This window comes from Serratia quinivorans, from assembly GCF_946227985.1.
In the GTDB taxonomy this organism is placed as follows: domain Bacteria; phylum Pseudomonadota; class Gammaproteobacteria; order Enterobacterales; family Enterobacteriaceae; genus Serratia; species Serratia quinivorans_A.
On the sequence record NZ_CAMKGL010000006.1, the window covers coordinates 171952 to 198521 of the forward strand.

A 26570-nucleotide genomic window follows, 5' to 3' on the forward strand; every position below is an offset into this window, starting at 1 on the left:
CAATGGCCGCAATAGCGGCCATTGGATTATTCAGTTCAATAATCACCTTTCACATTTCCGGGCGCCCTGGTCTTTATACCTGCAATGACGGCTGTGGCGCGCCGATGGACTGCTGCAGATAATTCAGTAGCACTTGCCGGGTAAAGCGCGGTTCTTCGATCCCGCTGTGCTGCAGGAAATGCTGCAGGTTGCTGCAATCCCACTGGTAGGTATTTTGGTAGAGCTGCACCGTCGATTGCCCATTCACCATATTGTCCCTGAACAGGCTGAGCAACGGGTAGAGCGGTGCATCGGCGTTGTGTTCCCACTGTGCCCGCCATTGCTCGAAGGGCAGCGGGTGGAAGTGATAGCCAAACTCACGCTCCAACAGGCCGAAGAAGTCTTGCAGCGTCAGGTTGTTGCGGTGCTGGTGGATCAGGTTGAATTTCTTCCCCAGAGCCTGCGGATTACGGGTGATATGTGCAATGGCCTGGGTCATATAGTCCACCGTTGTCAGGCCCTCGCGCAAATCCTGCAGCGCAGGCCGCGTGCCACTGGCAATACAGGTTTTCACCAGTCGCCCCCACCATTGATAGCTGGCGCTGACGCCGGTTCGGCTATGGCAGGTGGCGTACCCCAGACGGAAGGTCATCAGCGGCAAGCCTTGCGATGCCGCCAGATCGGCAATTTTTTCCATTACCCATTTGCTGCGGACGTAGCCAATATCGCTGATCACCGCCGGCAGGTTTTGATCGATGTCGTCACTTTCCAGCATCACCCGTTTGCCGGTGTGCAGATGCCCCCAGCTATAGACCGAAATCGTCGACATCAACATCAGGGGTTTGGTGCGCTGGTGCGCGGCAAAGCGAATCATTTCGCGCAGGCCCTGCACATTGTCGCGTTTCATATATGAATAGGGTTGGATAAAGTTCACCGCGCTCGCCGAATGATAAATGATATCGACCCGCTGGCTGAGTTCACGGTAGTGTTCAGGTGACAGGGCGAAATCATGCTCGGCCACGTCGCCGGGGATCAGATGGATGCGTGCGTACTGCTCGGCGGATAAAGTAATCTGATAGCGAGTCAGGATCTCGTCGAGTCGTTGTTGCGGGGATATCCGGCTGCGCTCCCGCACCAGGCAATACAACTCGGCACAGGTGGTACTCAGCAGCTCTGCCAGCAGATGCGCACCGATAAACCCGGTGGCACCGGTGAGAAAAATGGCCCTGGGCGAGCTTATCTGCCGTGTATCGTATTGTGGATTGATGGTGATGTCTGCGGGCAACCAGACGTCGTCCTGCAGAGCACGCACCGGTTCGCTGTCCACCGTCGGCAGCGCATGGCCGCTGCGTTCATCCAGCGCCTGCGCCAGACGATTTATCGTCGGGTATTCATAAATATCGCGGACATAAACCTTCCCTCCAATTTGCTGGGCGATGGCCGTCGCCAGCTTTGCCGCCAGCAGTGAATGGCCACCGATGTCGAAAAAGTTGTCTTCGGCGCGGATATGCTCCGTTCCCAACAGCCGGCACCAAATAGCGGCAAGGGCCTGCCGGCTGCCGGTCAGCGTTTCTGCTGCCGGAGGTTGAAGCGTGCGGGAAAGGGCCAGCAGCGCAGCCTTATCAGTTTTGCCGTTGGCATTGATCGGCAGACGATCCAGCAGCCGGTACTCGGCGGGCAGGAAGTAAGATGGCAATGTGGCTTTCAGATGTTGCTTCAAGCGTTCGATCACCCCAGCGTCGTTCTGGTCGGCCACCAGAAAGGCCACAATCTGTTTGTTGGCGGGATCCTGCGGCTGGGTAACGGCCGCAACGGCGGCCTTCACGCCTGTCACCTGTGCCATGACGCTTTCTATCTCGCCCAGCTCCACGCGGTTACCACGGATCTTGATCTGGTCGTCGATACGGCCGAGGAACTGGATCCGATGATCCGGCAGCCAGCGTGCCCGATCGCCGCTGCGGTAGAGCCGTTTGCCGGCAAAATGCGCGGGGGTAATAAATTTTTCGGCGGTGAGCTGCGTATCATTCAGGTAGCCGCGTGCCAGGCAGTTGCCGCTGATGTAAAGCTCGCCGGGTTGCTGCCCGCTGACGGGTTGCAGATTATCATCGAGAATGAATATCTCGGTATCTGCCACCGGCCGACCGATAGTGGCAGGGGCGTGTTGTGTGGCGCAACTGACCAAATTCCAGGTGGCGAAGATGGTTGCTTCTGTCGGGCCGTAGTAATCCACCAACGGGTAGCTCACCCCGCTGAGATCGACCGGGTTGAGCTTTTCCCCTGCGGTAAACAGGTAGCGCAACGCCAGATTTTCCGGCTGTGGCGCACTGACAATTTCAGCCACCAACACTGTGGGCACAAAAGCATGGGTGATGTGATGGTGCGCGAAGAAGTCGAGCAGGGCAGAAGGCTGCAAGCGGGTCTCTTCCTCGGGCAAATACAACGTACCGCCGCTGGTCAATGCCGCCCAAATTTCCCACTGCGCCACGTCAAAACCAATACCGGCTATCAGCGTTGAACGGCTTGCGCGATTCATGGCGAACTTTTGGTTATGCCAGAGGACAATATTCAGCAGTGAATGATGGGCAATCATGACCCCTTTGGGATTGCCGGTGGTGCCGGAGGTGAAAATAATATAGGCAGTTGTATTACCCTGCGGTTTTATTAATTCAAAGGGTAACGGTTCACTCGAGGTAATATTATCAATCGCAAAGACTTTTACGTCAGGGGACCTAATTTCGAGATCGATTGATAAGTTGCTTAATATTATTGTGTTAGCTGCACTTTGTCTGAGGATATCCTGAATTCTTTTTTCAGGATATCGGGCATCAATGGGAATATAACGGGCTCCGGCTTTCAGGATTGCCAGTATACCGATCGGGAATTCTGCGGTACGTAATGCGATGAGCGGCACGCAGTCACCGGGGCGGACGCCTTGCTGTTGCAGGTATCCGCACAGCTGGTCACTGGCATCATCCAACTGCCGGTAAGTGAGGCGCTTATTGTGACTGACGATCGCCAGTGCTTCGGGGGAATAGGTCACCTGTTGGATAAAATAATCCAATACGCTTTGAGCCATGGGGTTATTCTCCTGAGATTATTAGTCTGATTAACAAACTGCAAAGAGTCATGTCCCGGCCGGGTGAAAAATAATTATAGATGCATTTTTATTGTGGAAATGTAAATATGTTGAAAGTGAGGTTATCTTTATAAAATAACTGGAATAATATTTTTTCCTAAAATAAAAACGGCCAGCCGATGGCTGACCGTTGGGCGCTTGCGCGGTCGTGGAATTAACGACGAACGGCGATGGCTTCGATTTCGATTTTCACGTCTTTTGGCAGACGGGCCACTTCGACGCAAGAACGGGCCGGGAACGGTGCGTTGTGCTCGGTGAAGAAGCTTTCGTAAGCGGCGTTAACGGTGGCAAAATCGTTCAGGTCTTTGACGAAGACCGTGGTTTTCACGATGTCGGCGACTTTCAGGCCGGCAGCTTCAACGATCGCTTTAACGTTTTCCAGTGACTGGCGTGCCTGAGCGGCCACGTCGTCGGCAACGGCGCCGGTTTTAGGATCGACCGGGATCTGGCCGGAAGTGATGATCATGCTGCCCAGATCAACGCCCTGCACGTAAGGACCAATGGCTGCCGGGGCGAGTTCAGTGCTGATGTTACGTGACATTTTTTCTCCTGCTAATCGAGGGTTGTTCTATCCAGAAACCCCATTATAGGGCGTCGCCGGGAGAATAACAGCGCCGTCTCCCGGCGAAAACAGCAGATTCAGTCCGCCTGCAACACCACCTGATGTTCGAACTCTTTCTCGCAGTAGCGGCACTTCAGATGTACGTCGCCGTCGCGGGATTTCACGCTAAAGCTGGAGGACACCGGCTCACTGCGGCTGATGCAGTTGCTGTTCGGGCAGGTCAGCACGCCGTCGATATGGTCCGGCAGGCTGAGGGTCAGTTTGCGCACCACTTCGTAATTGTCGATGCGGTTAACCGTGGCTTTAGGTGCATACATCGCCAGCTGGTTGGCCTGCTGTTCGGTCAGGAAGGTGTTCTCGATTTTGATCAGGTCTTTGCGGCCCAGCTCGCCTGAAGGCAGGTTCAGGCCGATGGTGATGCGCTGGTCGGTGGCGGTCAGCTTGAACAGCGTCAGCAGCTTAAAGCCTATCTGCGCCGGAATATGGTCAATCACCGTACCGCACTTGATCGCTTCAACCTGCAGTTTGTTATCGTGAGTCATGACGGTTCCCCCTTAAAGAGCCAAATCTGCGTTTAATACCAGCGCCAACAGCGCCTGACGGGCGAAAATGCCGTTGCCCGCCTGCTGGAAATAGTAGGCGTACGGCGTTTTATCCACGTCGGTGGTGATCTCATCAATGCGCGGCAGCGGGTGCAGCACCTTGAGGTTGTCACGAGCCCCGGCCAGATCCGCCGCGCGCAGCACGAACTGCGCTTTCACGTTGGCGTATTCGGAAGGGTCCAGGCGTTCTTTCTGCACCCGGGTCATGTAGAGAATATCAAGCTCCGGCACCACTTCTTCAATGCTGCTGTGCAGGCTGTATTGAATGCCTTTCTCTTCCAGCATCTGCAGGATGTAGGCTGGCATTGCCAGCGCGTCCGGGGCGATGAAGAAGAAGCGGTTGCCTTCAAACTTGGCCAGCGCCTGAGCCAGCGAGTGTACGGTGCGGCCGTATTTCAGGTCGCCGACCATGGCGATATTGAGGTTGTTCAGGCGGCCCTGGGTTTCCTGAATGGTGAACAGGTCGAGCAGCGTCTGGGTCGGGTGCTGGTTGGCGCCGTCACCGGCGTTGAGCACCGGAATGCCGCCGGAGAACTCGGTTGCCAGCCGCGCCGCGCCTTCCTGCGGGTGACGCATGACGATGGCATCGACGTAGGTACCAATCACCGAAATGGTGTCGGCCAGGGTTTCGCCTTTCTTGCCCAGCGAGGTATTGCTGCCGTCGGCGAAGCCCACTACCGAAGCACCCAGACGGTGCATCGAGGTTTCAAACGACAGGCGGGTACGGGTGGAGGCTTCAAAGAAGCAGCTGGCGATCACCTTGTGCTTTAGCAGCTCGGGTTGTGGATTGGCTTTCAGGCTGGCGGCGGTGCGCAGCACCAGCTCCAGATCCTCGCGGCTGAGATCGTTAATAGAGATGATATGTTTGTGATACAGCGGGTTGGCCATTTTTCACTCTCCTCGACTCGTGCCCGTGGCGCGGGACTTTTCAGGCAAAAAAAAGCCCCTCAACGAGGGGCTTGAAACGATCGGTTTAGCAACAGGAGAAACAACGGCAGTTGGCTGCCGATTGGCAGTCGGTTTTGTCGGTTGTGGCTAACAAAACAAACGTCGTTTTTCATGCTTTCTCCTGGCAAATTGTCGCGCATTATACTCGCGCTTTTGATCACTGCAAGCGCTAAAACGCCGATTTTTGCCCTTTCGCAATCGATTGGCTGGTGGCCTTTAGAGACAGGCCGTATCAATTGACGATCACTGGGTTCGTCGTAGCAAGATAGCCAGCACGAAAATACCGCCAAGACCGGCAGTAATAATGCCGATAGGCAGTTCCTGTGGCGCGGTAATGATCCGGCTGAGCAGATCGCCGGCGCAGAGCAGTATGGCACCCAATATGCCAACCAGCGGCAGCAGACGCCGGTGACGTACGCCGGTAAAGGGGCGAGCCAGGTGGGGAACCATTAAACCGACAAACCCAATCACCCCGGTTAATGCCACCAGTAATGCGGTCGCCAGCGAACAGCACAGGAAGACTTCGGTGCGTAAGCGGCCGGTGTTGATGCCCAGGGTGCCCGCTGTCTGTTCGCCTGCCAGCAAGCCATCCAGCGATCGCCAACGCAAGGCAATCAATACCACCAGTATCAGTAGCGCCAGCAAGGCAAAAATCAAATTATCCCAACGTGCCAGCCCCAGCCCGCCCAGCGTCCAGAACAGCACGCTGCTGGCGGTGCGTTGATCGCCGGAAAACACCAGATAATTGGTGAAGGCCCCGAATAAAAAAGAGACCGCCAGGCCGCAGATAATCAGTTTCTCGGTGCCTTTCTGCGATTGAGTCATAAAAATAATCATCACCACCGCAGCAGAGAGTATTCCACCGACAAAGGAGGATACCGGTAATGCCCAGGCCCCGAGGCTATTACCGAGGCGGGTAATTACCATGACCACGCCGGCGGAGGCACCTGAGGAAAGGCCGAACAGAAAAGGATCGGCCAGGTCATTGCGGGTGGTGGTTTGTAATAGCGCACCGACCAGCGCCAACCCGGCACCGGCCAGTAATCCCAACAGCATGCGGGGCAAGCGCAGATCCAGCACAATGCTTTTAATCATCGGCGGCACTTCGCCAGGGGTGAGACCCAGAGCGCTTACCACCTGAGAGAAAGAGAGCGGCACGCTGCCTTGTGCGACATTGGCGAACATCAACCCCGCCAGCAACACTGGGGCGATTGTCCATGCCAGCCTGAAACGCATTTTTTCCGACATTAGGTAAAGGCTGCGGGGTAAAGGGCGTGCGCCAGTTTGTGGATGGCGTCAATATTGACCGGCCCCGGCGTCAGCTCCTGATATTTCAATTTCAAATAACGATGATTGAGCACTGCTCGCGTGTGTTTCATCAATGGGTGTTGTTCAAGAAAAAGCTGCCTTTGGTCGGTATCGCCGGTCGTCCCTGCCTGGTAATCCACCAGAATGATAAATTCAGGCTCTGCCGCCGCGACACTTTCCCAGTTGGTGGTTGCCCAACTGGTGTTTAGGCTATCCATCACATTCTTTGCCCCGGCGGCTTCAATAATCGCCGTCGGCATCGCGTAAGCTCCGCTGGTGTAGGGCTTATCTTCGCCAGAATCATAAAGAAACACCTTTATCGGCTTTTGCGTCGCAACTTTGCGATGGATATCGGTCACTTGCTGCTTCCAGCCATTGACCAGCGTTTCCGCCTGCTCCTGTTTGCCAAAGACTTTGCCGAGCCTAATCATGTCGTCGTATAACAAATCCAGACTGGCACGTGGGCGATGGTTGTCTACGTGGATGCAGCTTTCACTCAGTATCAGCGTTTTGATATTAAATTTTGCCAGTGCCTGCGGAGTGACGTCACCGCGCAGGCCATAGTTCCAGCCAGCGAAAAACAGGTCAGGATTAACGGCGAGAAGATTTTCGATGGTCGGATATTTCGGTGCCAGCTCAGGGATGGTTCCCCGCTGTTGCGTAAATTCAGGGATATTTTTGTACCAGCCGGAGATGCCGGTCACGCCAACCATGGCAGGCTGTAGCTGCAGGGCAAAGGCCATTTGCGACATATTGATGTCCTGGATCACCACCCGTTGCGGGGCCTGGGCAAAGGTCAGTGGCTGACCGCAGTTGTCCACGGTGACAGGAAAACCAGAGGCTCCGGCACTTCCTGAGGCGAATGTCAGTAAGGCGGCGAGGATTAACTTTTTCACATCGACTCCAGGTTGATAAACCGAAGTCAGTAACCCGGCTCATTGGGAACCGGGGCAACATACCTGAATAATTCATATGACAAATGTAGTTAGATCAAACAACCGTCGATTTAGATAAATTTCAGCAGGATGATGTTGGCAACGCCTCGAAAAAACGCAGGGCTTTGCCGGTTAGCGGATGGCGGGCTTGCAGCGATTTCATACCAAACACCTGTTGCAGGTGTGTTGACTCCAGCACCACATCGGGGGGCCCGTAACAAAGGATTTTCCCTTGATGCATCATGATGACCTGGTCGGAAAAGGGTTGAACCAACTCAAGATCATGCAGCACTTTCAAGCTGGTTATCTTTTTTTGATGGACCAGTGACAGCAGTTGGTGCCGGGCCAGGGGATCGAGATGGTTGGTAGGTTCATCAAGTAATAACAACACCGGCTGCTGTGCCAGTACCCGGGCAAATCCGGCCCGTTGGCGTTCGCCCCCCGAAAGCCTGGCCAACGGAAGATGTTGCAGATGGCGGATACCTACGTCATCCATCGCTTGTGCAATTATGCGTTGGTGCTCGGATGGCTCGCGATCGGCCTGCCAGGGCAGGCGACCCAGGGCCACGTACTCGTTAACTTTAAGCCGCAAATCTGCATTATCGTGTTGGCTAAGCAAGGCGATGGAACGGGCACGCTGCTGGGGCTTGATGGCCGATAAGGGCGTTCCCTGAAAGAGAATTTCACCTTCGCTCGGTTTTAGCTCACCGGTAATGAGCCGTAACAGCGTGGATTTTCCACTGCCGTTTGGGCCGATGATGGTGACGGACTCATCTTGCTGCAGGGTAAAGGTGACCCGATTAATCCGTGGGGCTTTCCCTGGGCCGGCCAGGGAAAGATTCTGCACCGATAAAAGACGGTCGGTGGGCAGGTTATTCATCAGGTATCCTTTTCCGTTATCAGAAAAACGTCTCAATGGTCTCTATAACGTTGTAATTATCATCAATCAAAAACAGCGTTTTCCATTTATCAAAGGTCAGGCACGGGTGAGACGTGGCGAACACCAGAATATCACCGACCTGCACCGGGAACTCTGCCGGACAGCTTAACATGGCGTGCTGATCCATAATGCCATGGGTCATCAGGTGCTGTGTGTCGCTCTGCTGGCGAACCCCATTGCGGTAATGGGCGATCGGTTGCGGCAGACCGGCGTCGAAGGCGGCATCCCGTTTGCCGAAGTTGACGATAACCCGGCCCGGCTCAGGCACCGACTGCACCAGCGCCACCAGTTCCAATGCCGAGATTAATTCCCCCGCCAGATCGCAGGCGTAGCTGTCACGGGCCAGCACCGCATTTTGCGCGTCCTGGTAAATTCCCCGATCGTGGGTGATGTAACAGCCGGGGCGGATCACGACGCGACAGTTTGCCGGCAGCGCCTCTTCACGCCAGACGTTGCACACCACGTCATACCAGGAGGAACCGGCACCGGTGAGGATTGCTTGCTCAGCGTTCAATAAACCTTGCTGGTGTAGCCCGCGTAGCAGACCGGCGGCCTCACGCAGGAATTGTTCGATTTTGTGCTGGGCATCGTCGCCGTGCATCACGCCTTCATACAGTTCGATACCTTGCAGACGCAAACCCGGCAGTGCGGCTATCTCCTGCGCCAGCCGTTCCGCCTGCGCCACGCTGCGGCAACCGCAGCGCCCGCCGGGGACACCCAATTCCACCAACACATCCAGCGTTTGCCCGTGCTGGCTGAAAAATGCCGCGAGGGTTTGCGCATTGCTCAGGCTGTCGATACAGCAAAAGAAACCGCTAGCGGGGTGCTGCGCCTTGAGTTCGGCGATCAGTTGCATATTGGCCTTGCCGACCAGTTGGTTCGCCATCAGTACCCGAGGCACGCCGGCTTCCATGGCCACTTTTGCCTGCCAGGCGGAGCCGACGCCAATTGCCCAGGCGCCTTGCGCTACCTGACGCTGGAAGATCCACGGCGTCATGGTGGTTTTACCGTGTGGGGCTAAAGAAACGCCGCGCGCATCGGCATAGTTTTGCATCCAGGCAATATTGTTTTCCAGGCTGCTGGATTTAATGGCGGCGGCCGGCAGGCAGACATCCTCATTGAGCAGGTTTACCGCGGCACCGGGGTGATTGTGCATCACGGCGGCTTTGTGGGTAACGGAGAAGTTTTTTTGGTATTTCATAACATTATCCTTTAAGGGTTCTATCTTTTTTAAAATGAGTATCGCTATTAAAATTATTGATTTAACTGTGTTTTAATTATTTATTTTCGTGAGTTGGGTACAAAGTATCATTTTTAGAACTGTTTTTTGTGTAGTCTTCCACTGTTTTCTTGCATTGTAAATGACAAAATTTAACCACTATGAGGTGAGGCGATGGGTGTTGAAATCGACATTATCTCGCGCATTACGGAGCGTTTTATCGAGCTGAGCAGCGCCGAAAAACGTATCGCGCAATTTATTTTGGACGACGCCGACGCGGTAACTGCGCTGCCGATCGCCGAACTGGCCCGGCAGGCCAACGTTAGCCAGGCTTCGATTACGCGATTTGCCAAAACGCTGGGCTGCCGGGACGTGCGTGATCTCAAGGTCAAGCTGGCGCAGTCGTTGGCGGTGGGGCAAAGGTTTATTCATGAAGAGCCTGACCTGGAAGGGATCCAGGGGATTTATGAAACCATCATCAATGTCCTGAATATTAACCGGCGGACCATTGATGAAGCGGCGTTGGGCAAAGCGGTAGGCTGGCTCAGCGATGCGCGGCAAATTTTGGCGATTGGCATGGGCGGCGGTTCGACCATTTGTGCGGCAGAAGTGCAGCATCGTTTGTTCCGGCTCGGGCTGCCGGTGAACGCGCAAAGTGACGGTCTCTTGGTACGCATGATGGCGGCGGCGGTGAGCAAACAGGATGTGGTGGTGGCGCTGTCACTGGGCGGCTATACGCAGGAAGTGGTGGAAAGTGCCGCCATTGCCCGCCAGTACGGGGCCAAAGTGGTGGCGATTACCCCCGCCGGAACACCGCTGGCGGCACAGGCTGACGTACTGCTGGCGCTGGTGGTGCGGGAAAATGACTACATCTACAAACCCAGCACCTCGCGCTACGCCATGCTGGCGATGGTGGACGTGCTGGCGACGGCATTGGCCATGGCGAATAAACGCCAGTCCAGGGATCGGCTACGCCGCATCAAGCTGGCGTTGGACAGCCATCGCGGAGGGGCCGATCGGCAGCCGTTGGGTGACTGAGCCGGTATCCCACAGACAATAACGGAAGGATGATGATTCATGCGGTATCAGTATCTGTTTAAAAATGTCACGGTGATCGACGGCAGCGGTGGGCCGCAGTACCGGGCGGATGTTGCGGTCAAAGACGACCGCATCGCGGCGATTGCGCCTGCCATCGAGGCCGACGCCGAGGTGGTGATCGATGGCCGGGAGCGGGTGCTGTCTCCGGGGTTTATCGACGTGCATACCCATGATGATACCAACGTGATCCGCATGCCTGAAATGCTGCCGAAGATTTCACAGGGTGTGACGACGGTGATTGTCGGCAACTGTGGTATCAGCGCGGCCGGAGCGACGATCAGGACCCAGGTGCCGGATCCGATGAACCTGCTGGGTGAGAAAGAACATTTCGTTTACCCGACGATTGCGGCCTACCGTCAGCAGGTGGAAGCCGTGACGCCTGGGGTGAATGTCGCGACGCTGATCGGGCATACCACCTTGCGCAGCAACCAGATGGATGACCTGTTCCGCCCGGCCAATGCCGGGGAGATCGTCGCCATGCGCGAGCAATTGCGCACGGCATTGCTACAGGGCGCGTTGGGGTTGAGCACCGGTCTGGCGTACGCCACGGCGTTTTCAGCCCCCACCGAAGAGGTGATGGCACTGGCGGAAGAGTTGGCGGGCGAGCAGGGTATTTACACCACTCACCTGCGCTCGGAGTTTGAACCTATACTCGAGGCGATGGATGAGGCCTTCCGCATTGGCCGTCATGGCCGGGTACCCGTGGTGATTTCCCATCATAAATGTGCCGGAGCCAAAAACTGGGGCCGCACCCAGGAAACGTTAAAACTGTTCGACAAGGTGCGCCAGACGCAGGATGTGTCCTGCGACTGCTATCCCTATTCCGCCAGCTCGTCGACGCTGGATTTAAAACAGATCACTGATGAATTCGACATCGTCATCACCTGGTCCGAACCGCACCCGGAGATGGCGGGGCAGTCTTTGCGGGACATCGCCGGAACCTGGTCGATGAGCCTGCATGAGGCCGGCAAGCAGCTGATGCCGGCAGGCGCGATTTACTACAACATGGACGAGCAGGATGTACGCCGGGTGTTGAGTTATCCACTGACCATGGTGGGATCGGATGGCCTGCCAAACGATCCGATGCCGCATCCGCGCCTGTGGGGCGCCTTCCCGCGCGTACTGGGCCATTATAGCCGCGACGAAGGACTCTTCCCCCTGACCGTGGCGGTGCACAAAATGAGCGGCATGTCCGCGGCGCGTTATCAACTGCCGCAGCGTGGGCTGATCAAAACGGGTTACTACGCCGATCTGGTCTTGTTCGATGCGTTGAAAGTGAAAGACAGCGCAACGTTCAGCCAGCCCCAACAACCCGCCGCCGGGATTGACGCGGTGTGGGTGAACGGCGTACTGAGTTATGAACATCAGGCCGTTACCGGCCTGCGCGCCGGGCGGTTTTTATGCCGCCAGGGCAAATAAATCGACAGGAGCAAGGCATGACGATCAAAAGATACGGTATTGATGGCGGCACCGGCACGGGTGGGCAACATCTGCCCTTTTCCAGGGCGGTAGAAGCGGGTGGCTGGCTGTATATCTCCGGCCAGACGCCGATGAAAGACGGTGAAGTGGTGGAGGGCGGTATTATTGAGCAGTCCCGCCTGGCGATCCAAAACTGCCTGGATATTATGCTGGAGGCGGGATATGGCCTGGAGGATGTGGTACACGTAAAGGTCATTCTGACCGATGCCCGTTATTTCCAGTCATTCAATAAAGTGTTCCGTGAATTTTTTGCCGCTCATCCACCGGCGCGTATTTGCGCTGTTGCCGATTTGGTGGTGGATTGCAAAGTGGAAGTTGATATTACCTGTTATAACGCAGCACGCATTACCCGATAGTCCCTTTCTAAAAATATAAAATGTAATAGGGTGGTTTAACCACCCTTAATAATAAAACGCCTGATTTATTTCAGGCGAGATAACGCTATTTTTATTTTCTTATTTTACTGCTACCCAACACTGACAGGATGTGAGATATGAATAATTTATCTTTCCTTATCTGGTTCGCTATCTATGCCCTCGCCATGATTGCACTTGGCTGGTATGTTTCGCGCCACCAAAAAAACGGCGATGACTTTCTGCTGGGTGGCCGATCCCTGCCGATGTTCCTGACGCTCGGCTCGACGGTCGGTACCATGGTTGGCACCGGCTCCAGCGTGGGCGCAGTGGGCTTTGGTTATGCCAACGGCTGGGCCGGCATGCTGTATGGCATTGGCGGGGCGACGGGCATACTGCTGGTCGCCTGGTTATTTGCACCGGTCAGAAAAATGCGCTTTATGACCATGAGTGAAGAAATCTCTTATTATACCGGTGGCAGTAAAATAATTAAAAACGTCGTCGCGCTGCTGATATTTATTGCCTCTATTGGTTGGTTGGGCGCCCATATTCTGGGGGGCGGATTATATTTGGCCTGGGCCAGCGGTATTGATATTAACGTGGCTAAAGTAATTATTGCCCTGGCCTTTGTGGTTTATGTGGGTATTGGCGGGTATTCTGCGGTGGTTTGGATCGATACGGTGCAATCTATTGTGCTGTTCCTCGGCTTTATTTTGATGGCGGTGCTGGCGGTACAGCATGTCGGTGGTTGGGCTAACATTCAGCACGCGGTAGATCCCGCTGCGCAAAGCCTGTTTGCCATCGACAAACTGGGCATGTTACCGGCGTTCTCACTGGCCTTGGTGATCGCCGTCGGCGTACTGGCCACTCCTTCTTACCGTCAGCGGATTTACTCGGCGAAAACCGTTTCGTCAGTGCGTCAGTCATTTACCATTACCGGCATTCTTTACCTGTTTTTCTCCTTCCTGCCGGCGATCATCGGTATGGCTGTCTGGACCATGAACCCCAATCTGGAAAACAGCGGTTTCGCTTTCTTGTTCGGCACCCAGGTACTGCCGCACGTGGTGGCAATGGTGATCCTGGTGGCCGGAATGTCGGCGAACATGTCCTCGGGCAGCTCGGACGCCATCGCTGGGGTGTCGATCATCCTGCGTGATCTCTACACCTTGTTTACCGGCCATATGCCGGCGGAAGACAAGGCTATTCGCCTGTCGCGGATCTTCCTGGTGCTGGTGATTGCGTTGGCGCTGGTGTTTGCCCTGACCTCCAACGACATCATCAGCTACATCACCAAAATGATCTCGATGATCATGTCCGGCCTGTTTATTTGCTCCATTCTGGGCCGTTTCTGGACCCGCTTTAACTGGCAGGGGGCATTGGCGGCGCTGATCGGCGGGGCGGCAACCTCAATGGCGGTGCTGATGAACAGCGATTGGCTGGCGTTTTGGGGCAACCCTTGCTTCCCTTCGGTGATGTTCAGCCTGATTGGCGCGGTAGTGGTGACGCTGGTGACACCGGCGAACAAAATGAGCCGCGAGCAGGCGCTGGAGATGATTACCCGCGAGCGGGAAAACCGTCCGGCGGTCAAGGTGCCGTTGGGTAAAAGCGCTGCCGCCGGCCGTAACGCGTAAGCGCGGGAGAACAGCATGACCGCAAATTATATAGCCATTGACTGGGGCTCCAGCCACCTGCGTGCCTGGCGCATAGAGAACGGGGCGTGTGTCGCGCAACAGCACACGGCGCAAGGGGTAAAGTTTGTCGAAGCGGGCAGCCATGATGCCGTCTTGATGGCGCTGCTGGCACCGTGGCGGGCGTGGATCGAAGCGCGGCAGATCCCGGTGTTGATGGCCGGCATGGTCGGCAGTGACAGCGGCTGGCTGGACAGCGGCTATCAAAGGTTGCCACTGCAGGTGGAAGCGATTGCCGCCGGGTGCATTGTCGTGCCGTCCTCGTTGCGCAGCCCGGTGTGGTTGCGTCCGGGGCTGGCACAGTGGGAGGAGGAGGGTGCCAACGTGATGCGCGGTGAAGAGGTGCAACTGCTGGGGGCGCTGGCCTGCCGGCAGGCCGATATTTATTTGTTCCCCGGCACGCACAGCAAGTGGGTCAAACCCAGTATTCAGGCCGATGGCGTGCTGATAGAAGATTTCTCCACCGCCATCACCGGTGAGCTGTATCAGTTGCTGCTGCAACATAGCCTGTTGGGCAAAGGTTTAGCGGAGGGTGAGAACGACCCGCAGGCGTTTACCGACGGCGTACAAGCGTCGCTGCGGGGGGAAGATAGCCTGTTGAATCGCCTGTTCTACGCCCGTTCGCGACGGGTGCTGGGTTATTTAGCGGCGACCAGCGTGGCGTCCTGGTTATCCGGCGTGTTGATTGGTGAAGAACTGGCGCAGCTGGTGCGGCGCTGGCCGCAAAGCGAGAGGCTGGCGCTGGTGGGGGATGCCCCGCTGGTGACGCATTATCTGGCCGCGTGTCATATCGCCGGGAAAAAAGCCGTGGTTATCGAGGCGCAGGTCGCCATGTTGAACGGATTCGGGAGAATTTATGCAGCCTTATAAATTACCGCTGGTGGCTATTTTGCGTGGTATTACACCTGCAGAGGTACTGGAGCACGCCAGTGGGCTGCTCGAGGCCGGGTTTGAAATGATCGAAGTGCCCACCAACTCACCCGACTGGCAGCAAAGCGTGCGGTTGTTGCAACAGTACTACGGTGCGCGAGCGCATATCGGTGCCGGGACGGTGATCGACGACGAAAAGCTGGAGGCGCTGATCGCCAGCGGTGCGACGCTGATGGTGACACCCAATACCGATCCCGTGTTGATCCGCCGAGCCAAAGCCGCGGGATTGATGAGCTGCGTGGGGGCGATGACGCCGAGCGAGGTCTTTGCGGCGCTGGCGGCGGGCGCGGATATTGTGAAAATCTTCCCGGCGGGCGCGTTGGGCACAGGCTACATCCGGGCACTGGTGAGCGTGCTGCCGAAAAGCACCCAGCTTTATGCGGTAGGTGGCATCACGCCGGAGAACCTGGCGGACTATCTTGCCGCCGGTTGCACGGGCGCAGGGTTGGGGTCAGATCTGTATCGTGCAGGCCAAACGCCGGAGGAAACCTGGCGTAAGGCCGGGCGTTTTGCCGCCGCCTTGCGCAGGGCGGTGGAGTAATCCTGCGCCGGACAACGCTTACTTGCTGACGCGATCGTAGTAAACCATGTCGGCATTCAGGCCCTGCTGGTAGCCTTTGACGTTATCGCGCAGCACCACTTCGGTTTTGGCCTGATCGATAAACACATACGGCGAACTGCGCTGCAGCTCCTGCTGCATGGCGGTATACAGCGCGGTGCGCTTGGCCGGATCGGCTTCGGCCACTGCTGCCAATGTTTGTTGACTTAACTGTGGGATCTGCCAGCCATTGAGGCCCGCCACCGTGCTGGTTTTGCCGTCGTTATAGGCAAAGGCGCTGGCGTTGGAGTGGGCGTCAAAGTAGTCCGGGATCCACAGACGGATCGCGGCCTGATGCTGGCGGGCGCGCACCCGTGAATAGACCTGGCTGCCGGCGGCCGGCAACAGCTCCAACTTCACACCGCCCTCGGCAAAGCTGGCCTGCAGCGCCTGAGCGATGGTGATAAACGGCGGCTTGTTCTCCACGTCCAGCGTCAGCGCGGCGTTGGTGATACCGGCCTTGGCCAGGATCGCCTTGGCCCTGGCGGGATCAAAGCTGAACGGGTTGTCTTTCAGCGCCCCCGGCAAGCCGATCGGCAGGAAGCTCTGGTGAACAAAGTACTGGCCCTTCAGCAGATCTTTGGTGATGCCCTGATAGTCGATCAGATAACGCGCCGCCTCCCAGAAGGCCGGATTTTTCAGCAGCGGATTGGCGGTATTGCCGGTGTTGAACACCAGATAGTTTTGCTCGGCGGATGGGATCTCCAGCACCTTCACACCCGGCTGAGTCTTCAGCGCCACGGTTTGGTCCGGGCCAAGCTCGCGTGCCACGTCAGCGTCGCCCTGCTGGATCAACAGGCGACGGGTGGCAGAGTCCGGCACGCTTTTAATGATGATGCTTTTCAGCAGCGGCTTGCTGCCCGGCGACGTCGGGTTGGCATCCAGCACGATCGCCTGATGCGGCTGGTAGACGCGCATTGTGAACGGCCCGCTGCCGGCGGAGTGCATTTTCAACCAGGCGTTGCCGTAGTCGCCGTCTTTGGCGTTGGGCTGCACCGCCTTGCTGTCGACGATCGAGGCGATCGGCGTGGAGAGAATGTTCAGCGCCACCGCCGGGCTGACGTCTGCCGTCCAGCTCAGCTGCAGACTATGCTCGTCGATTTTTTTCAGCTGTGCATCGATGTTATCCGGCTGCCAGCCGAGTACGTTGAGGATAAACGCCGGTGACTTGTTCATCTTAACTGCACGGCTGTAGGAAAAGATCACGTCATCGGCGGTCAATGGGTTACCGGAGGCAAATACCGCCTGTGGGCGAAGTTTGATGGTCAGGGTTTTGGCTGCCGCGTCGCCCTGCCAGCTTTCTGCCAGCACCGGTACCACCTTCGCCGGATCGTCGCGATCCGCCTGTACCAGCCGTTGATACAGGCTCGGCACGGTCTGGATGCTGGACAGTTCGTTGGCTTCCGCCGGATCGAGGCTGACGATATCGTCCAGCGATTGTACTACCACCAATGTATTGGACGGAGTGGCAGCCAGCGCGGCGGTGGACAGTGCGGCAAGAATTAACAGCGGCAGGACTTTGGCTTTCATTGGTATTTCCCCTGAATGCACCGCGGGCTCCGGTGCCGAGAAGTCATTGTTATCGTTAGTCTTCGCGGCTTTTCGCCGTCAGCATGCACGGTAGAACCTTTGGCGGTGACTGACAAAGGTTAATCGGCTATTTGATATGCTTTAAACATCTTAGACGTAATGCCTGGGATTGGCAGAAAGGAGGGCGCGGGTCTGTAAACCCGCGCGGGTGTCAGAAGGTTTCGCTGAGGGTGGCGACCATCACGGCCTTGATGGTGTGCAGGCGGTTTTCTGCCTGATCGAACACCACGCTGTGCGCGGACTCAAACACTTCATCGGTGACTTCCATGCCGCCGTGCAGCCCGTATTGCTCCGCCATCTGCTTACCGAGAGTGGTTTGGTCGTCGTGAAACGCCGGCAGACAGTGCAGGAATTTAACGTTCGGATTACCGGTCAGTTTCACCATCGCCATATTGACCTGATAGGGTTTCAACAGCCCAATACGCTCATGCCAGGTTTCTTTTGGTTCACCCATCGACACCCAGACGTCGGTATACAGGAAGTCCGCATCCTTCACCCCTTCGGCAATGTCTTCGGTCAGGGTGATCTTGGCACCGGTCTGTTTCGCCAGCGCCTGGCACTCCGCGACCAGCTCCGGTTGTGGCCAGCAGGCCTTCGGTGCGACCAGACGCAGGTCCATCCCGGCCAGCGCGGCGGCTTCCAGCAGGGTGTTGCCCATATTGTTGCGGGTATCGCCGAGGTAGGCGAACTTCACCTCACTTAGCGGCTTGCCCGGCAGCTGTTCCTGCACCGTGAGCAAGTCTGCCAGCAACTGCGTCGGGTGGAACTCGTTGGTCAGCCCGTTCCACACCGGTACGCCGGCATGCAGCGCCAGGGTTTCCACCAGATGCTGGCCGTAACCGCGGTACTGAATACCGTCATACATCCGACCCAGCACGCGGGCGGTGTCTTTCATCGACTCTTTATGGCCAATTTGGCTGCCGCTCGGGCCGAGATAGGTGACCTGAGCACCCTGATCGAATGCGGCAACTTCGAAAGAGCATCGGGTACGGGTCGAGTCTTTTTCGAAGATGAGCGCGATGTTTTTACCCTGCAGATGGCGAGTTTCCTTGCCTTGTTTCTTGGCCAGCTTCAAATCTGCCGACAGTTTCAGCAGTGCTTGCAGTTGTGCCGGGGTGAAATCCATTAACCTCAGGAAGTGACGTTTGTAGAACGGGTTTATGCTACTCATTGCCGTATATCCTTATCGCTTAAATTGAATTTAAATTCACTTTATATGTATGAATATTCAATTTCAACCCCAGGGTGGAAATCTTTCACGTTTATCGTGGAAGCAATGCCGACGGTGTGTGAAAATAGGCGCAATACAGGCCATTTGACTTGAGGATATAGGCATGGCAAACAGCGAACAGCTAGACGAACAACGTGAAGAGACCCGCCTGATCATCGAAGAACTGCTGGAAGACGGCAGCGATCCAGAGGCGCTCTACACCATTGAACACCATCTCTCAGCCGAGAAGTTTGAAGTGCTGGAGAAAGCCGCTGTCGAAGCCTTCAAGTTGGGCTTTGAAGTGACCGACGCCGAAGAGCTGGAAGTGGAAGACGGTACCCTGGTGATGTGCTGTGACGTGATCAGCGAAGTGGGTCTGAACGCCGAAGTGATCGACGCTCAGGTCGAGCAACTGGTGGCGTTGGCGGCACGTTGTGGCGTTAACTACGACGGCTGGGGCACCTACTTTGAAGATCCGAACGGCGAAGAAGGTGACGATGATGAAGAAGAAGGTGACTTCATCGACGAAGACGACGACGGTAAACGCCATTAATTAACTTCTGCTTAATTCCTGTGGGCCAGCGCTTGTTGGCCCCTGATAAGAACACATGAAATACCAATCCCTGCTAGCCCCGATTTTAAACTTCCTGCACTGTGAAACCCCAGACGCCTGGATTGATGCTGCGCGCCGCCCGGAAAACCTGCCGCTGTTGCTGACTGACCATATGGTGTGCGAGCTAAAAGCCGCGCAGACCGGTATGTGGCTGATCCGCCGTTACGTAGCGGACAAAGAGAGCGGTGACGCACTGCTGGCGCTGCTCAGGCCCTACGAGGCATTTTTGCATGAAGCGCAGGGCGTGCCGGAAGCGCTGTTCCAACAGAACAATTTCACCCGCAAGATCCTGCCAAAAAACGGCTCGGCCTACGGTCAGGATCTGGCAGACAGAATGGTGCTGCTGATCAAAGAGGAGCTGCATCATTTCTCGCAGGTGCTGGAGATCATGCTGGCGCGGCAGATCCCGTATAAGAAAATCACCGCCAGCCGCTATGCCAAAGGTATGATCCGTGAGATCCGCACCCACGATCCGGCCACGCTGATTGATAAACTGATTTGCGGCGCTTATATCGAAGCACGTTCCTGCGAACGTTTTGCCCGCCTGGCACCGCACCTGGACGACGAACTAAACCGCTTCTACGTTTCGCTGCTGCGCTCCGAAGCGCGTCACTATCAGGACTACCTGACATTGGCCGAACAGATTGCCGGTGGCGATATCAGCGAGCGGGTGGCCCATTTTGGCCGTATCGAAGCGGCGCTGATCCAAACCCCGGACAGCGAATTCCGCTTCCACAGCGGCGTGCCCGCCATCGCCTGACAGCCGGGCACCCAGATGATTTTATTGTGGCGTGCCCAGCAGTAAATCCACCGCTTTCTCTGCCAGCATGATGGTCGGTGCATTGGTATTGCCGCTGGTCACCTGCGGCATCACCGAACAGTCGATCACCCGCAGCCGTTCAAATCCGTGTACCCGCAGTTGTAAATCGGTTACCGAGTCCTGCGGAGATTGCCCCATGCGGCAACTGCCCACCGGGTGATACACCGTTTTGCAGAAGTTGCGCACGAACTCTTCCAGTTGCGTCTCATCGTTCAGCCAAGCCGGCTGTGGCATCAGCAGATCTTTGATAATCGGTTTGAGGGCGGCGGTTTGCAGAAAACGCAGGCCGAACTTCACCGCACGCACGCTGCCGGCCAAATCTTCCGGGTGGCCGAGGTAGTTGGCGTGCAGCTTCACCGGATCCTTGGGATCGCGACTGCGCAGCAGCACTTCACCGCGCGCCTTGGGTTGCAGGTAGCCAACCTTGAGCGTGAAGCCGTGGATATTGGGCAGCGGTTCGCCGGGCACGTCGTCCCAGCTGTCGAGCATCGGCAGGAAGTGGATCTGCACGTCCGGCCGGCCGTCGCCCAGGCTGTCGGTGAAGGCGGCCCCTTCCAGCACGTTGGAACTCAGTACGCCGCTGCGAAACGCCAGCCATTCGGTGCCGTGGCGTAGCGCCTGCAGGCCGCGATCGGCACCGTACAGGCTGATGGGTTCGCGGGTGCTGACGTTGATCGACATATGCAGATGATCGTGAAAGTTCTTGCCGACCGGCAGATCCGCCAGCGGCTCGATACCCAATTGCTGCAGGTGTTCGCGTGGCCCGATGCCGGACAGCATCAGGATCTTCGGCGATCCTACCGCGCCGGCGCTGAGGATCACTTCCTGGGTGGCATGAGCGGTGACCTCGGTGCCGCCGTTCTGGCTATACACCACGCCGGTGGCGACGTTATTGTCGAGTACCACCTGGTGTACCAGCGCATTCAGTTTCACCACCAGTCGCTGCTCGTTTCGCACCGCTTTCAGGTAAGTGCGTGCGGTGCTGGCGCGTTCGCCATTGTGGGTGGTGGTCTGGTAGAAGCCGACGCCGTGCTGGCTGTCGCCGTTGAAATCGTTGCGGTAGGGGAGATCCAGCTCCTGGCCGGCGCGGATAAACGCCATGCTGAGCGGGTGACGATAGCGGTTCTCGCTGACCGGCAGCAGCCCCTCGCCCCCATGATAGGTATCCGACAGACTCTCGTTGGCCTCGGCGCGTTTGAAGTAGGGCAGCACGTCTTGATAGCCCCAACCAACACAGCCATAGCGTTCGGCCCACTCGTCGTAATCCTGTCGCTGGCCGCGAATATAGATCATGCCGTTGACCGAGCTGCTGCCGCCCAACACCTTGCCCTGGGCTATCTGCATGCGGCGGTTATTGGCATGCGGCTCCGGCTCGGTTTGATACGGCCAGCTTTTCTTGGCGATGATCTTCGCCACGCCGGCCGGCATCTTGATGAACAAATTATTGTCGTCGCCACCGGCTTCCAGCAGCAGTACCCGTGCCTGGGTACGGCGGATCAATTGTGCTGCCAACACGCAGCCGGCGGAACCTGCACCGACAATGATGTAATCAAAAGCGTTTTCCGACATGACTGCTCCCTGTGCGATTGCGGCATTAGCCTGTTCTGGCAGAGTATCCCAAGCGGGGTAGAGGTCAATTTGTAATCGTTAATTTGTTAATGAATATCACAAAAAATATTTATATTTTTTATTATTCATATGATTTTTATGAATAAAAAATAATGTAACCATATTAATGTTTTGGCGTTGTCTTTCTGCGGGCATGGGCTGGCGAGAGAAAATGCGGTTTTATAAACAAACGGCGCATTGTTTCTTAAAGGAATATTAATTATGAGACTTATCCGAGCAGGAAAGAGAGTGTCAGAGCAAAAATGCTGCTATATGATGAGCCAATCTATCATCGGATAAGATATTAAGAAATATGGAAATTTCGATTAATAAATCTAATTATTTAAAAGGGATTGCCATCATCCTGATGTTAATCCACCACCTGTTTGCCTACCCAAGCCGTATTAGCCCGGATATCCCGGTTTATCATATGGTTAATAGTGTTGATATTGAGATGTTTGTTGGCCTGTTCGGCAAGATTTGCGTTTCGATGTTCCTGTTTTTATCCGGCTACGGATTTTCGTTAAAAAAAGAAGTCACGTTTAAATATATCTGGGGCAAGCTGAAGAATTTATATATCAGCTACTGGATAGTGCTGTTTATCTTTGTGCCGATTGGCATCATTTTCTTTCCGGGCGAGAGATATTCCCTGTCGCCGTCGCTGTTTCTCGAAAACCTGATGGGCATAAAATCCACTTATAACAGTGAGTGGTGGTTCTTTAAACTCTATGTATTGTATGTGCTTTCTTTGCCGTTGTTGTCGCGGCTGAATATCGGCCCATTACTGGGACTGCTGTTTCTGGCGGCACTGTGCGGCAAGGGGCTGCAGTATGTTGGCTGGGCGCCAGAGGTGTTAATCGAATATTGCACCTGGTTGCTGCCGTTTGGCTTCGGCATGGTGTTTGGCCGTAGCCAGAAAATGCCGGCGAACTCGTGGCTGGTGAAACTGATTGCGACCCTGAGCCGTACCCATCCACTGATCTTGCTGATGGTGACGCTGGCGGTGTTTATCGTCGCCCATAACCCGGGGCTGCTGCTGGTGACGCCGCTGTTTATTATTGCGCTGATGAATACGGCCGATGGGCTTGGCAGCAGGGTGAACCGGGTGGTGGGTGAGTTGGGCAAGCATTCAATGTACATGTGGCTGACCCACAGTTTCTATTGCTATTACTTCACCCAGAAGCTGATCTTTGCGCCGCGCTATACGCCGCTGATCCTGCTGTTGTTAATTGCCGTATCCTACCTGACCAGCCTGGTGCTGAGCCGGATTGAGTTGACTATCAAGGGCGGGGTGACGGAGAGGGTGCGATCCCAGTAGGGGCGCTGCATGCTGCGCCCGTTATTACCGCGGGCGCAGTAGCAAGATTACAGCGTTTTCAGCATGGTGACTTCGCAGTCGACGTGGCCGGTGGTGCCCATGGCCTGGTCGATATGCTCAAAGCCCAAATGCTCATACAGGCCGATAGCCTGGGTCAGACTGGCGGTGGTTTCTAAATAACAACAGCGGAAACCCTGTTGACGGGCGAACTCCAGTGCCTGCAGCGCCAGGCGTTTTGCCAGGCCCTGGCCGCGTAAAACCGGCAGGAAATACATTTTCTGTAATTCGCAAATATCCACTTCACCGCCCTGCAGCGGCGCAATACCGCCACCCCCGGCAATCTGGCCGTCGACTTCTATCACCCAATAAGCGCTGCGAGGCAGGCTGTAGAGCTGATACAAGACGTCCAGATTGGGGTCGGAAACGGTATAGCCTTTGTCCGCCGTCAAACCGTGCTCGGCGGAGACTTCGCGAATGACATTGGCAATAGCGGCATTATCGTCAGCCGTTATTGGGCGCACCAGAAGACGTACTGGGGTTGCTGTTGTCATGTTTACACTCGCCATTAAAGGGAACCACATTCGTTTTTATCGCAGCACAAACCGCGCCTGGGTTGATTCCCCGGCGGCGTCCATGCGGCATATATTAATATATTGTAATAACATCTTAAGCGGGCCAGATGCAACGGCGATAAAAAAACAGCGGGGAAATCCCCGCTGTTTTCAGCTGTTGCAATGAACCGACAGATTACAACGCGGCGATGGTCGCCTGCTGTTCCTGCAGCTTCACTTTGCCTTCTTTGCAGGCGGTCAGACGTTCGCGCTCTTTGGCGACTACGGCTTCTGGCGCGCGCGCCACAAAACCTTCGTTAGACAGCTTGCCTTCGATTGAGGCGATTTCCGCATCCAGCTTGCCCATCTCTTTCGACAGACGCGCGATCTCGGCGTCCTTATCGATAAAGCCGGCCATAGGGATCAGCAGCTCGGCACCGTCCACCAGTTTGGTGACCGATAACGGGCCTTTGTCACCGGCAGGCAGCAGGGCGATAGACTCCAGACGTGCCAAACGCTGAATAAAGCTCTGGTTCTCCTGCACGCGGCGCTCGGCGTCGGCATTGCAGTTACGCAGCAGTACTTCCAGCAGTTTGCTTGGCGCGATGTTCATCTCGGCGCGAATGTTACGCACCGCGGTGATCGCCTGCTTGATCCACTCCAGGTCGTTCAGCGCTTGCGTATCTTCCAGCGTGGCGTCGTACTCTGGGAAAGGCTGCAGCATGATGGTGTCTGCGGTTTCGCCGGTCAGGGTTTTCACGCGCTGCCAGATGGTTTCGGTAATGAACGGGATCACCGGGTGCGCCAGACGCAGCAGGGCTTCCAGCACGGTGATCAGCGTATGGCGGGTGCCGCGCTGTTCCGCTTCGCTGCCGTTGGTCACGACCGGCTTGGTCAGCTCCAGATACCAGTCACAGAACTGGTTCCAGGTGAATTCGTACAGAATGTTAGCGGCCAGATCGAAGCGGTAGGTGTCCAGCGCTTCGCGGTAAGCTTTCACCGTACGGTTGAATTCAGCCAGGATCCAGCGGTCTGCCAGCGACAGCACTTTCTCGCCGCCGTTGAAGCCACAGTCCTGACCTTCAGCGTTCATCAGCACAAAGCGGCTGGCGTTCCACAGCTTGTTACAGAAGTTGCGGTAACCTTCCAGGCGCTTCATGTCCCAGTTAATGTCACGGCCGGTGGAGGCCAGTGCCGCCAGGGTGAAGCGCAGGGCGTCGGTACCGTGCGGCTCGATGCCGTTCGGGAACTGCTTCTCGGTGCGCTTGCGGATTTTTTCCGCCAGCTGCGGCTGCATCATGTTACCGGTGCGTTTTTCCAGCAGGTCTTCCAGCGAGATGCCGTCAACCATGTCCAGCGGGTCGATCACGTTACCTTTCGACTTGGACATCTTCTGCCCTTCGTCGTCGCGGATAAGACCGGTCATGTAGACGGTTTTGAACGGAACCTGTGGCTTGCCGTTTTCATCCTTCATGAAGTGCATGGTCAGCATGATCATGCGCGCAATCCAGAAGAAAATGATGTCGAAGCCACTGACCATCACGCTGGTCGGGTGGAAGGTTTTCAGCGCGTCGGTCTGCTCTGGCCAGCCCAGGGTAGAGAAGGTCCACAGGCCGGAAGAGAACCAGGTGTCCAGCACGTCTTCGTCCTGGTTCAGCACCACGTCAGGGCCCAGGTTGTTCTCGCTACGCACTTCTTCTTCGCTGCGGCCCACATAGACTTTACCGTTCACGTCGTACCAGGCCGGAATACGGTGACCCCACCACAGCTGACGCGAGATACACCAGTCCTGAATGTCGCGCATCCAGCTGAAGTACATGTTTTCGTACTGCTTCGGCACGAACTGGATCTCGCCTTGCTCAACCGCTTCCACCGCCACTTTCGCCAGCGGAGCGGTACGCACGTACCATTGGTCGGTCAGCATAGGTTCGATCACCACGCCGCCGCGGTCGCCGTAAGGCACCGTCAGGTCGTGCGGTTTGATCTCTTCCAGTAAACCAAGCTCTTCAAAGGCAGCCACTACCGCTTTACGTGCCGCGAAGCGCTCCAGGCCACGGAACTGGGCCGGGATCTCGTTGCAGTAATCGGTGCAGATTTCGCCGAGGGTGTTGAACACTTCCGCTTCCTGACGGATATCGCCGTCGAAAGTCAGAATGTTGATCATCGTCAGGCCGTGACGTTTACCGACTTCGTAGTCGTTAAAGTCGTGCGCCGGGGTGATTTTCACACAGCCGGTGCCTTTTTCCATATCGGCGTGCTCGTCACCGACGATGCGGATGCGGCGGCCAACCAGCGGCAGAAGGATTTCTTTGCCAATCAAATCTTTGTAGCGAGGATCTTCCGGGTTCACCGCTACGCCGGTATCACCGAGCACGGTTTCCGGACGGGTGGTGGCGACCACCAGGTAATCTTTGCCTTCGGCGGTTTTTGCGCCGTCGGCCAGCGGGTAACGCAGGTGCCACATGGAGCCTTTGGACTCGCGGTTTTCCACTTCCAGATCGGAGATGGCGGTGCGCAGTTTCGGATCCCAGTTCACCAGGCGTTTGCCACGGTAAATCAGATCTTCTTTGTGCAGACGAACAAACACTTCGCGTACCGCGTTGGACAGGCCTTCGTCCATGGTGAAGCGCTCGCGCTCCCAGTCCACGGAGTTGCCCAGACGGCGCATCTGACGGGTGATGGTGCCGCCGGATTCTGCCTTCCACTGCCAGATTTTGTCGATGAACGCATCGCGGCCATAGTCATGGCGAGTTTTGTTTTCTTCTGCGGCGATCTTGCGCTCAACCACCATCTGGGTGGCGATACCGGCATGGTCGGTACCCGCCTGCCACAGGGTGTTTTTGCCCTGCATGCGCTGGTAACGGATCATGGTGTCCATGATGGTCTGCTGGAAGGCGTGGCCCATGTGCAGGCTGCCGGTGACGTTCGGCGGCGGGATCATGATGCAGAAGCTTTCCTGGCTGGTATCACCATTTGGCTTGAAGTAACCCTGGTTTTCCCAGTGATCGTACAGCTTCTGTTCGATCTCTTTCGGGTCGTAGGCGGTATCGAGGTGACTGTTTGTCTTTTCCATTTTATATCGTTG

The 26570-nt window shown here is 56.2% G+C and carries 22 protein-coding genes; 9 read left to right on the forward strand and 13 right to left on the reverse strand.

Annotated elements, in window-relative coordinates:
* Positions 1-73: 73 nt before the first annotated feature.
* The 8 genes from OCH02_RS16625 to OCH02_RS16660 form a co-directional block, all read right to left on the reverse strand.
* The gene (locus OCH02_RS16625; protein WP_261432139.1) at positions 74-3055 is read right to left on the reverse strand and encodes an amino acid adenylation domain-containing protein; all 2982 of its coding nucleotides are present in this window, start codon (positions 3053-3055) and stop codon (positions 74-76) included.
* Between the two features lie 214 nt (positions 3056-3269).
* Positions 3270-3656: a 2-iminobutanoate/2-iminopropanoate deaminase gene (gene ridA / locus OCH02_RS16630; protein WP_012004999.1), complete on the reverse strand. Its 387-nt coding sequence runs from the start codon at positions 3654-3656 to the stop codon at positions 3270-3272.
* Positions 3657-3754: 98 nt separating this feature from the next.
* Positions 3755-4219: an aspartate carbamoyltransferase regulatory subunit gene (gene pyrI / locus OCH02_RS16635; RefSeq protein ID WP_012005000.1), complete on the reverse strand. Its 465-nt coding sequence runs from the start codon at positions 4217-4219 to the stop codon at positions 3755-3757.
* A gap of 12 nt (positions 4220-4231) precedes the next feature.
* Positions 4232-5167 (reverse strand): aspartate carbamoyltransferase, encoded by a 936-nt coding sequence (gene pyrB, locus OCH02_RS16640; protein WP_261432140.1) that lies wholly within the window; start codon positions 5165-5167, stop codon positions 4232-4234.
* A gap of 303 nt (positions 5168-5470) precedes the next feature.
* On the reverse strand, positions 5471-6475 hold the full coding sequence (locus OCH02_RS16645) for a FecCD family ABC transporter permease (RefSeq protein WP_261432141.1): 1005 nt from the start codon (positions 6473-6475) through the stop codon (positions 5471-5473).
* Positions 6475-7431, reverse strand: a complete 957-nt coding sequence (locus tag OCH02_RS16650) for an ABC transporter substrate-binding protein (RefSeq protein ID WP_261432142.1) — start codon at positions 7429-7431, stop codon at positions 6475-6477. Before OCH02_RS16650 ends, OCH02_RS16645 begins: the two co-directional genes overlap by 1 nt.
* Before the next feature lie 121 nt (positions 7432-7552).
* Complete coding sequence (locus OCH02_RS16655) at positions 7553-8350, reverse strand: ABC transporter ATP-binding protein (protein WP_261432143.1); 798 nt, start codon at positions 8348-8350, stop codon at positions 7553-7555.
* A 19-nt stretch (positions 8351-8369) separates the two neighbouring features.
* Positions 8370-9611 (reverse strand): amino acid deaminase, encoded by a 1242-nt coding sequence (locus OCH02_RS16660; RefSeq protein ID WP_261432145.1) that lies wholly within the window; start codon positions 9609-9611, stop codon positions 8370-8372.
* Between the two features lie 192 nt (positions 9612-9803).
* Between OCH02_RS16660 and OCH02_RS16665 the strand changes: the two genes are divergently transcribed.
* The 6 genes from OCH02_RS16665 (at position 9804) to OCH02_RS16690 (ending at position 15718) form a co-directional block, all read left to right on the forward strand.
* Positions 9804-10667: a MurR/RpiR family transcriptional regulator gene (locus OCH02_RS16665; RefSeq protein ID WP_261432146.1), complete on the forward strand. Its 864-nt coding sequence runs from the start codon at positions 9804-9806 to the stop codon at positions 10665-10667.
* A gap of 39 nt (positions 10668-10706) precedes the next feature.
* Positions 10707-12146, forward strand: a complete 1440-nt coding sequence (locus tag OCH02_RS16670) for an N-acyl-D-amino-acid deacylase family protein (RefSeq protein WP_261432147.1) — start codon at positions 10707-10709, stop codon at positions 12144-12146.
* A 17-nt stretch (positions 12147-12163) separates the two neighbouring features.
* Positions 12164-12562, forward strand: coding sequence for a RidA family protein (locus tag OCH02_RS16675; RefSeq protein WP_112347961.1), 399 nt, complete (start codon positions 12164-12166; stop codon positions 12560-12562).
* Positions 12563-12699: 137 nt separating this feature from the next.
* On the forward strand, positions 12700-14190 hold the full coding sequence (locus OCH02_RS16680) for a sodium:solute symporter family protein (protein ID WP_261432148.1): 1491 nt from the start codon (positions 12700-12702) through the stop codon (positions 14188-14190).
* Positions 14191-14205: 15 nt separating this feature from the next.
* Positions 14206-15117 (forward strand): 2-dehydro-3-deoxygalactonokinase, encoded by a 912-nt coding sequence (locus OCH02_RS16685; RefSeq protein WP_261432149.1) that lies wholly within the window; start codon positions 14206-14208, stop codon positions 15115-15117.
* Positions 15104-15718, forward strand: coding sequence for a 2-dehydro-3-deoxy-6-phosphogalactonate aldolase (locus tag OCH02_RS16690; protein WP_261432150.1), 615 nt, complete (start codon positions 15104-15106; stop codon positions 15716-15718). The genes OCH02_RS16685 and OCH02_RS16690 overlap by 14 nt, the downstream gene beginning before the upstream one ends.
* Before the next feature lie 18 nt (positions 15719-15736).
* Here the strand turns inward: OCH02_RS16690 and OCH02_RS16695 are convergent, their stop codons facing one another.
* Entirely contained in the window at positions 15737-17305 is a 1569-nt protein-coding gene (locus tag OCH02_RS16695; protein WP_261432151.1) for an ABC transporter substrate-binding protein, read from the reverse strand.
* 211 nt (positions 17306-17516) lie between these two features.
* Positions 17517-18536, reverse strand: a complete 1020-nt coding sequence (gene argF / locus OCH02_RS16700; RefSeq protein ID WP_261432153.1) for an ornithine carbamoyltransferase — start codon at positions 18534-18536, stop codon at positions 17517-17519.
* Positions 18537-18699: 163 nt separating this feature from the next.
* Between argF and rraB the strand changes: the two genes are divergently transcribed.
* Positions 18700-19128 (forward strand): ribonuclease E inhibitor RraB, encoded by a 429-nt coding sequence (rraB, locus tag OCH02_RS16705; RefSeq protein ID WP_012005011.1) that lies wholly within the window; start codon positions 18700-18702, stop codon positions 19126-19128.
* Positions 19129-19183: 55 nt separating this feature from the next.
* Positions 19184-19948 (forward strand): tRNA isopentenyl-2-thiomethyl-A-37 hydroxylase MiaE, encoded by a 765-nt coding sequence (gene miaE, locus OCH02_RS16710; protein ID WP_012005012.1) that lies wholly within the window; start codon positions 19184-19186, stop codon positions 19946-19948.
* Positions 19949-19969: 21 nt separating this feature from the next.
* On the opposite strand, the gene OCH02_RS16715 is transcribed toward miaE, so the two are convergent.
* Positions 19970-21577, reverse strand: coding sequence for a GMC family oxidoreductase (locus tag OCH02_RS16715; RefSeq protein ID WP_261432154.1), 1608 nt, complete (start codon positions 21575-21577; stop codon positions 19970-19972).
* Positions 21578-21929: 352 nt separating this feature from the next.
* Here OCH02_RS16715 and OCH02_RS16720 point away from each other — a divergent pair, with 352 nt between their 5' ends.
* Positions 21930-22934, forward strand: coding sequence for an acyltransferase family protein (locus OCH02_RS16720; RefSeq protein WP_261432156.1), 1005 nt, complete (start codon positions 21930-21932; stop codon positions 22932-22934).
* Positions 22935-22981: 47 nt separating this feature from the next.
* On the opposite strand, the gene OCH02_RS16725 is transcribed toward OCH02_RS16720, so the two are convergent.
* Both OCH02_RS16725 and OCH02_RS16730 read right to left on the reverse strand, forming a co-directional pair.
* Positions 22982-23485, reverse strand: coding sequence for a GNAT family N-acetyltransferase (locus OCH02_RS16725; RefSeq protein ID WP_261132217.1), 504 nt, complete (start codon positions 23483-23485; stop codon positions 22982-22984).
* 196 nt (positions 23486-23681) lie between these two features.
* Positions 23682-26558: a valine--tRNA ligase gene (locus OCH02_RS16730; RefSeq protein ID WP_261432157.1), complete on the reverse strand. Its 2877-nt coding sequence runs from the start codon at positions 26556-26558 to the stop codon at positions 23682-23684.
* Positions 26559-26570: the final 12 nt, after the last annotated feature.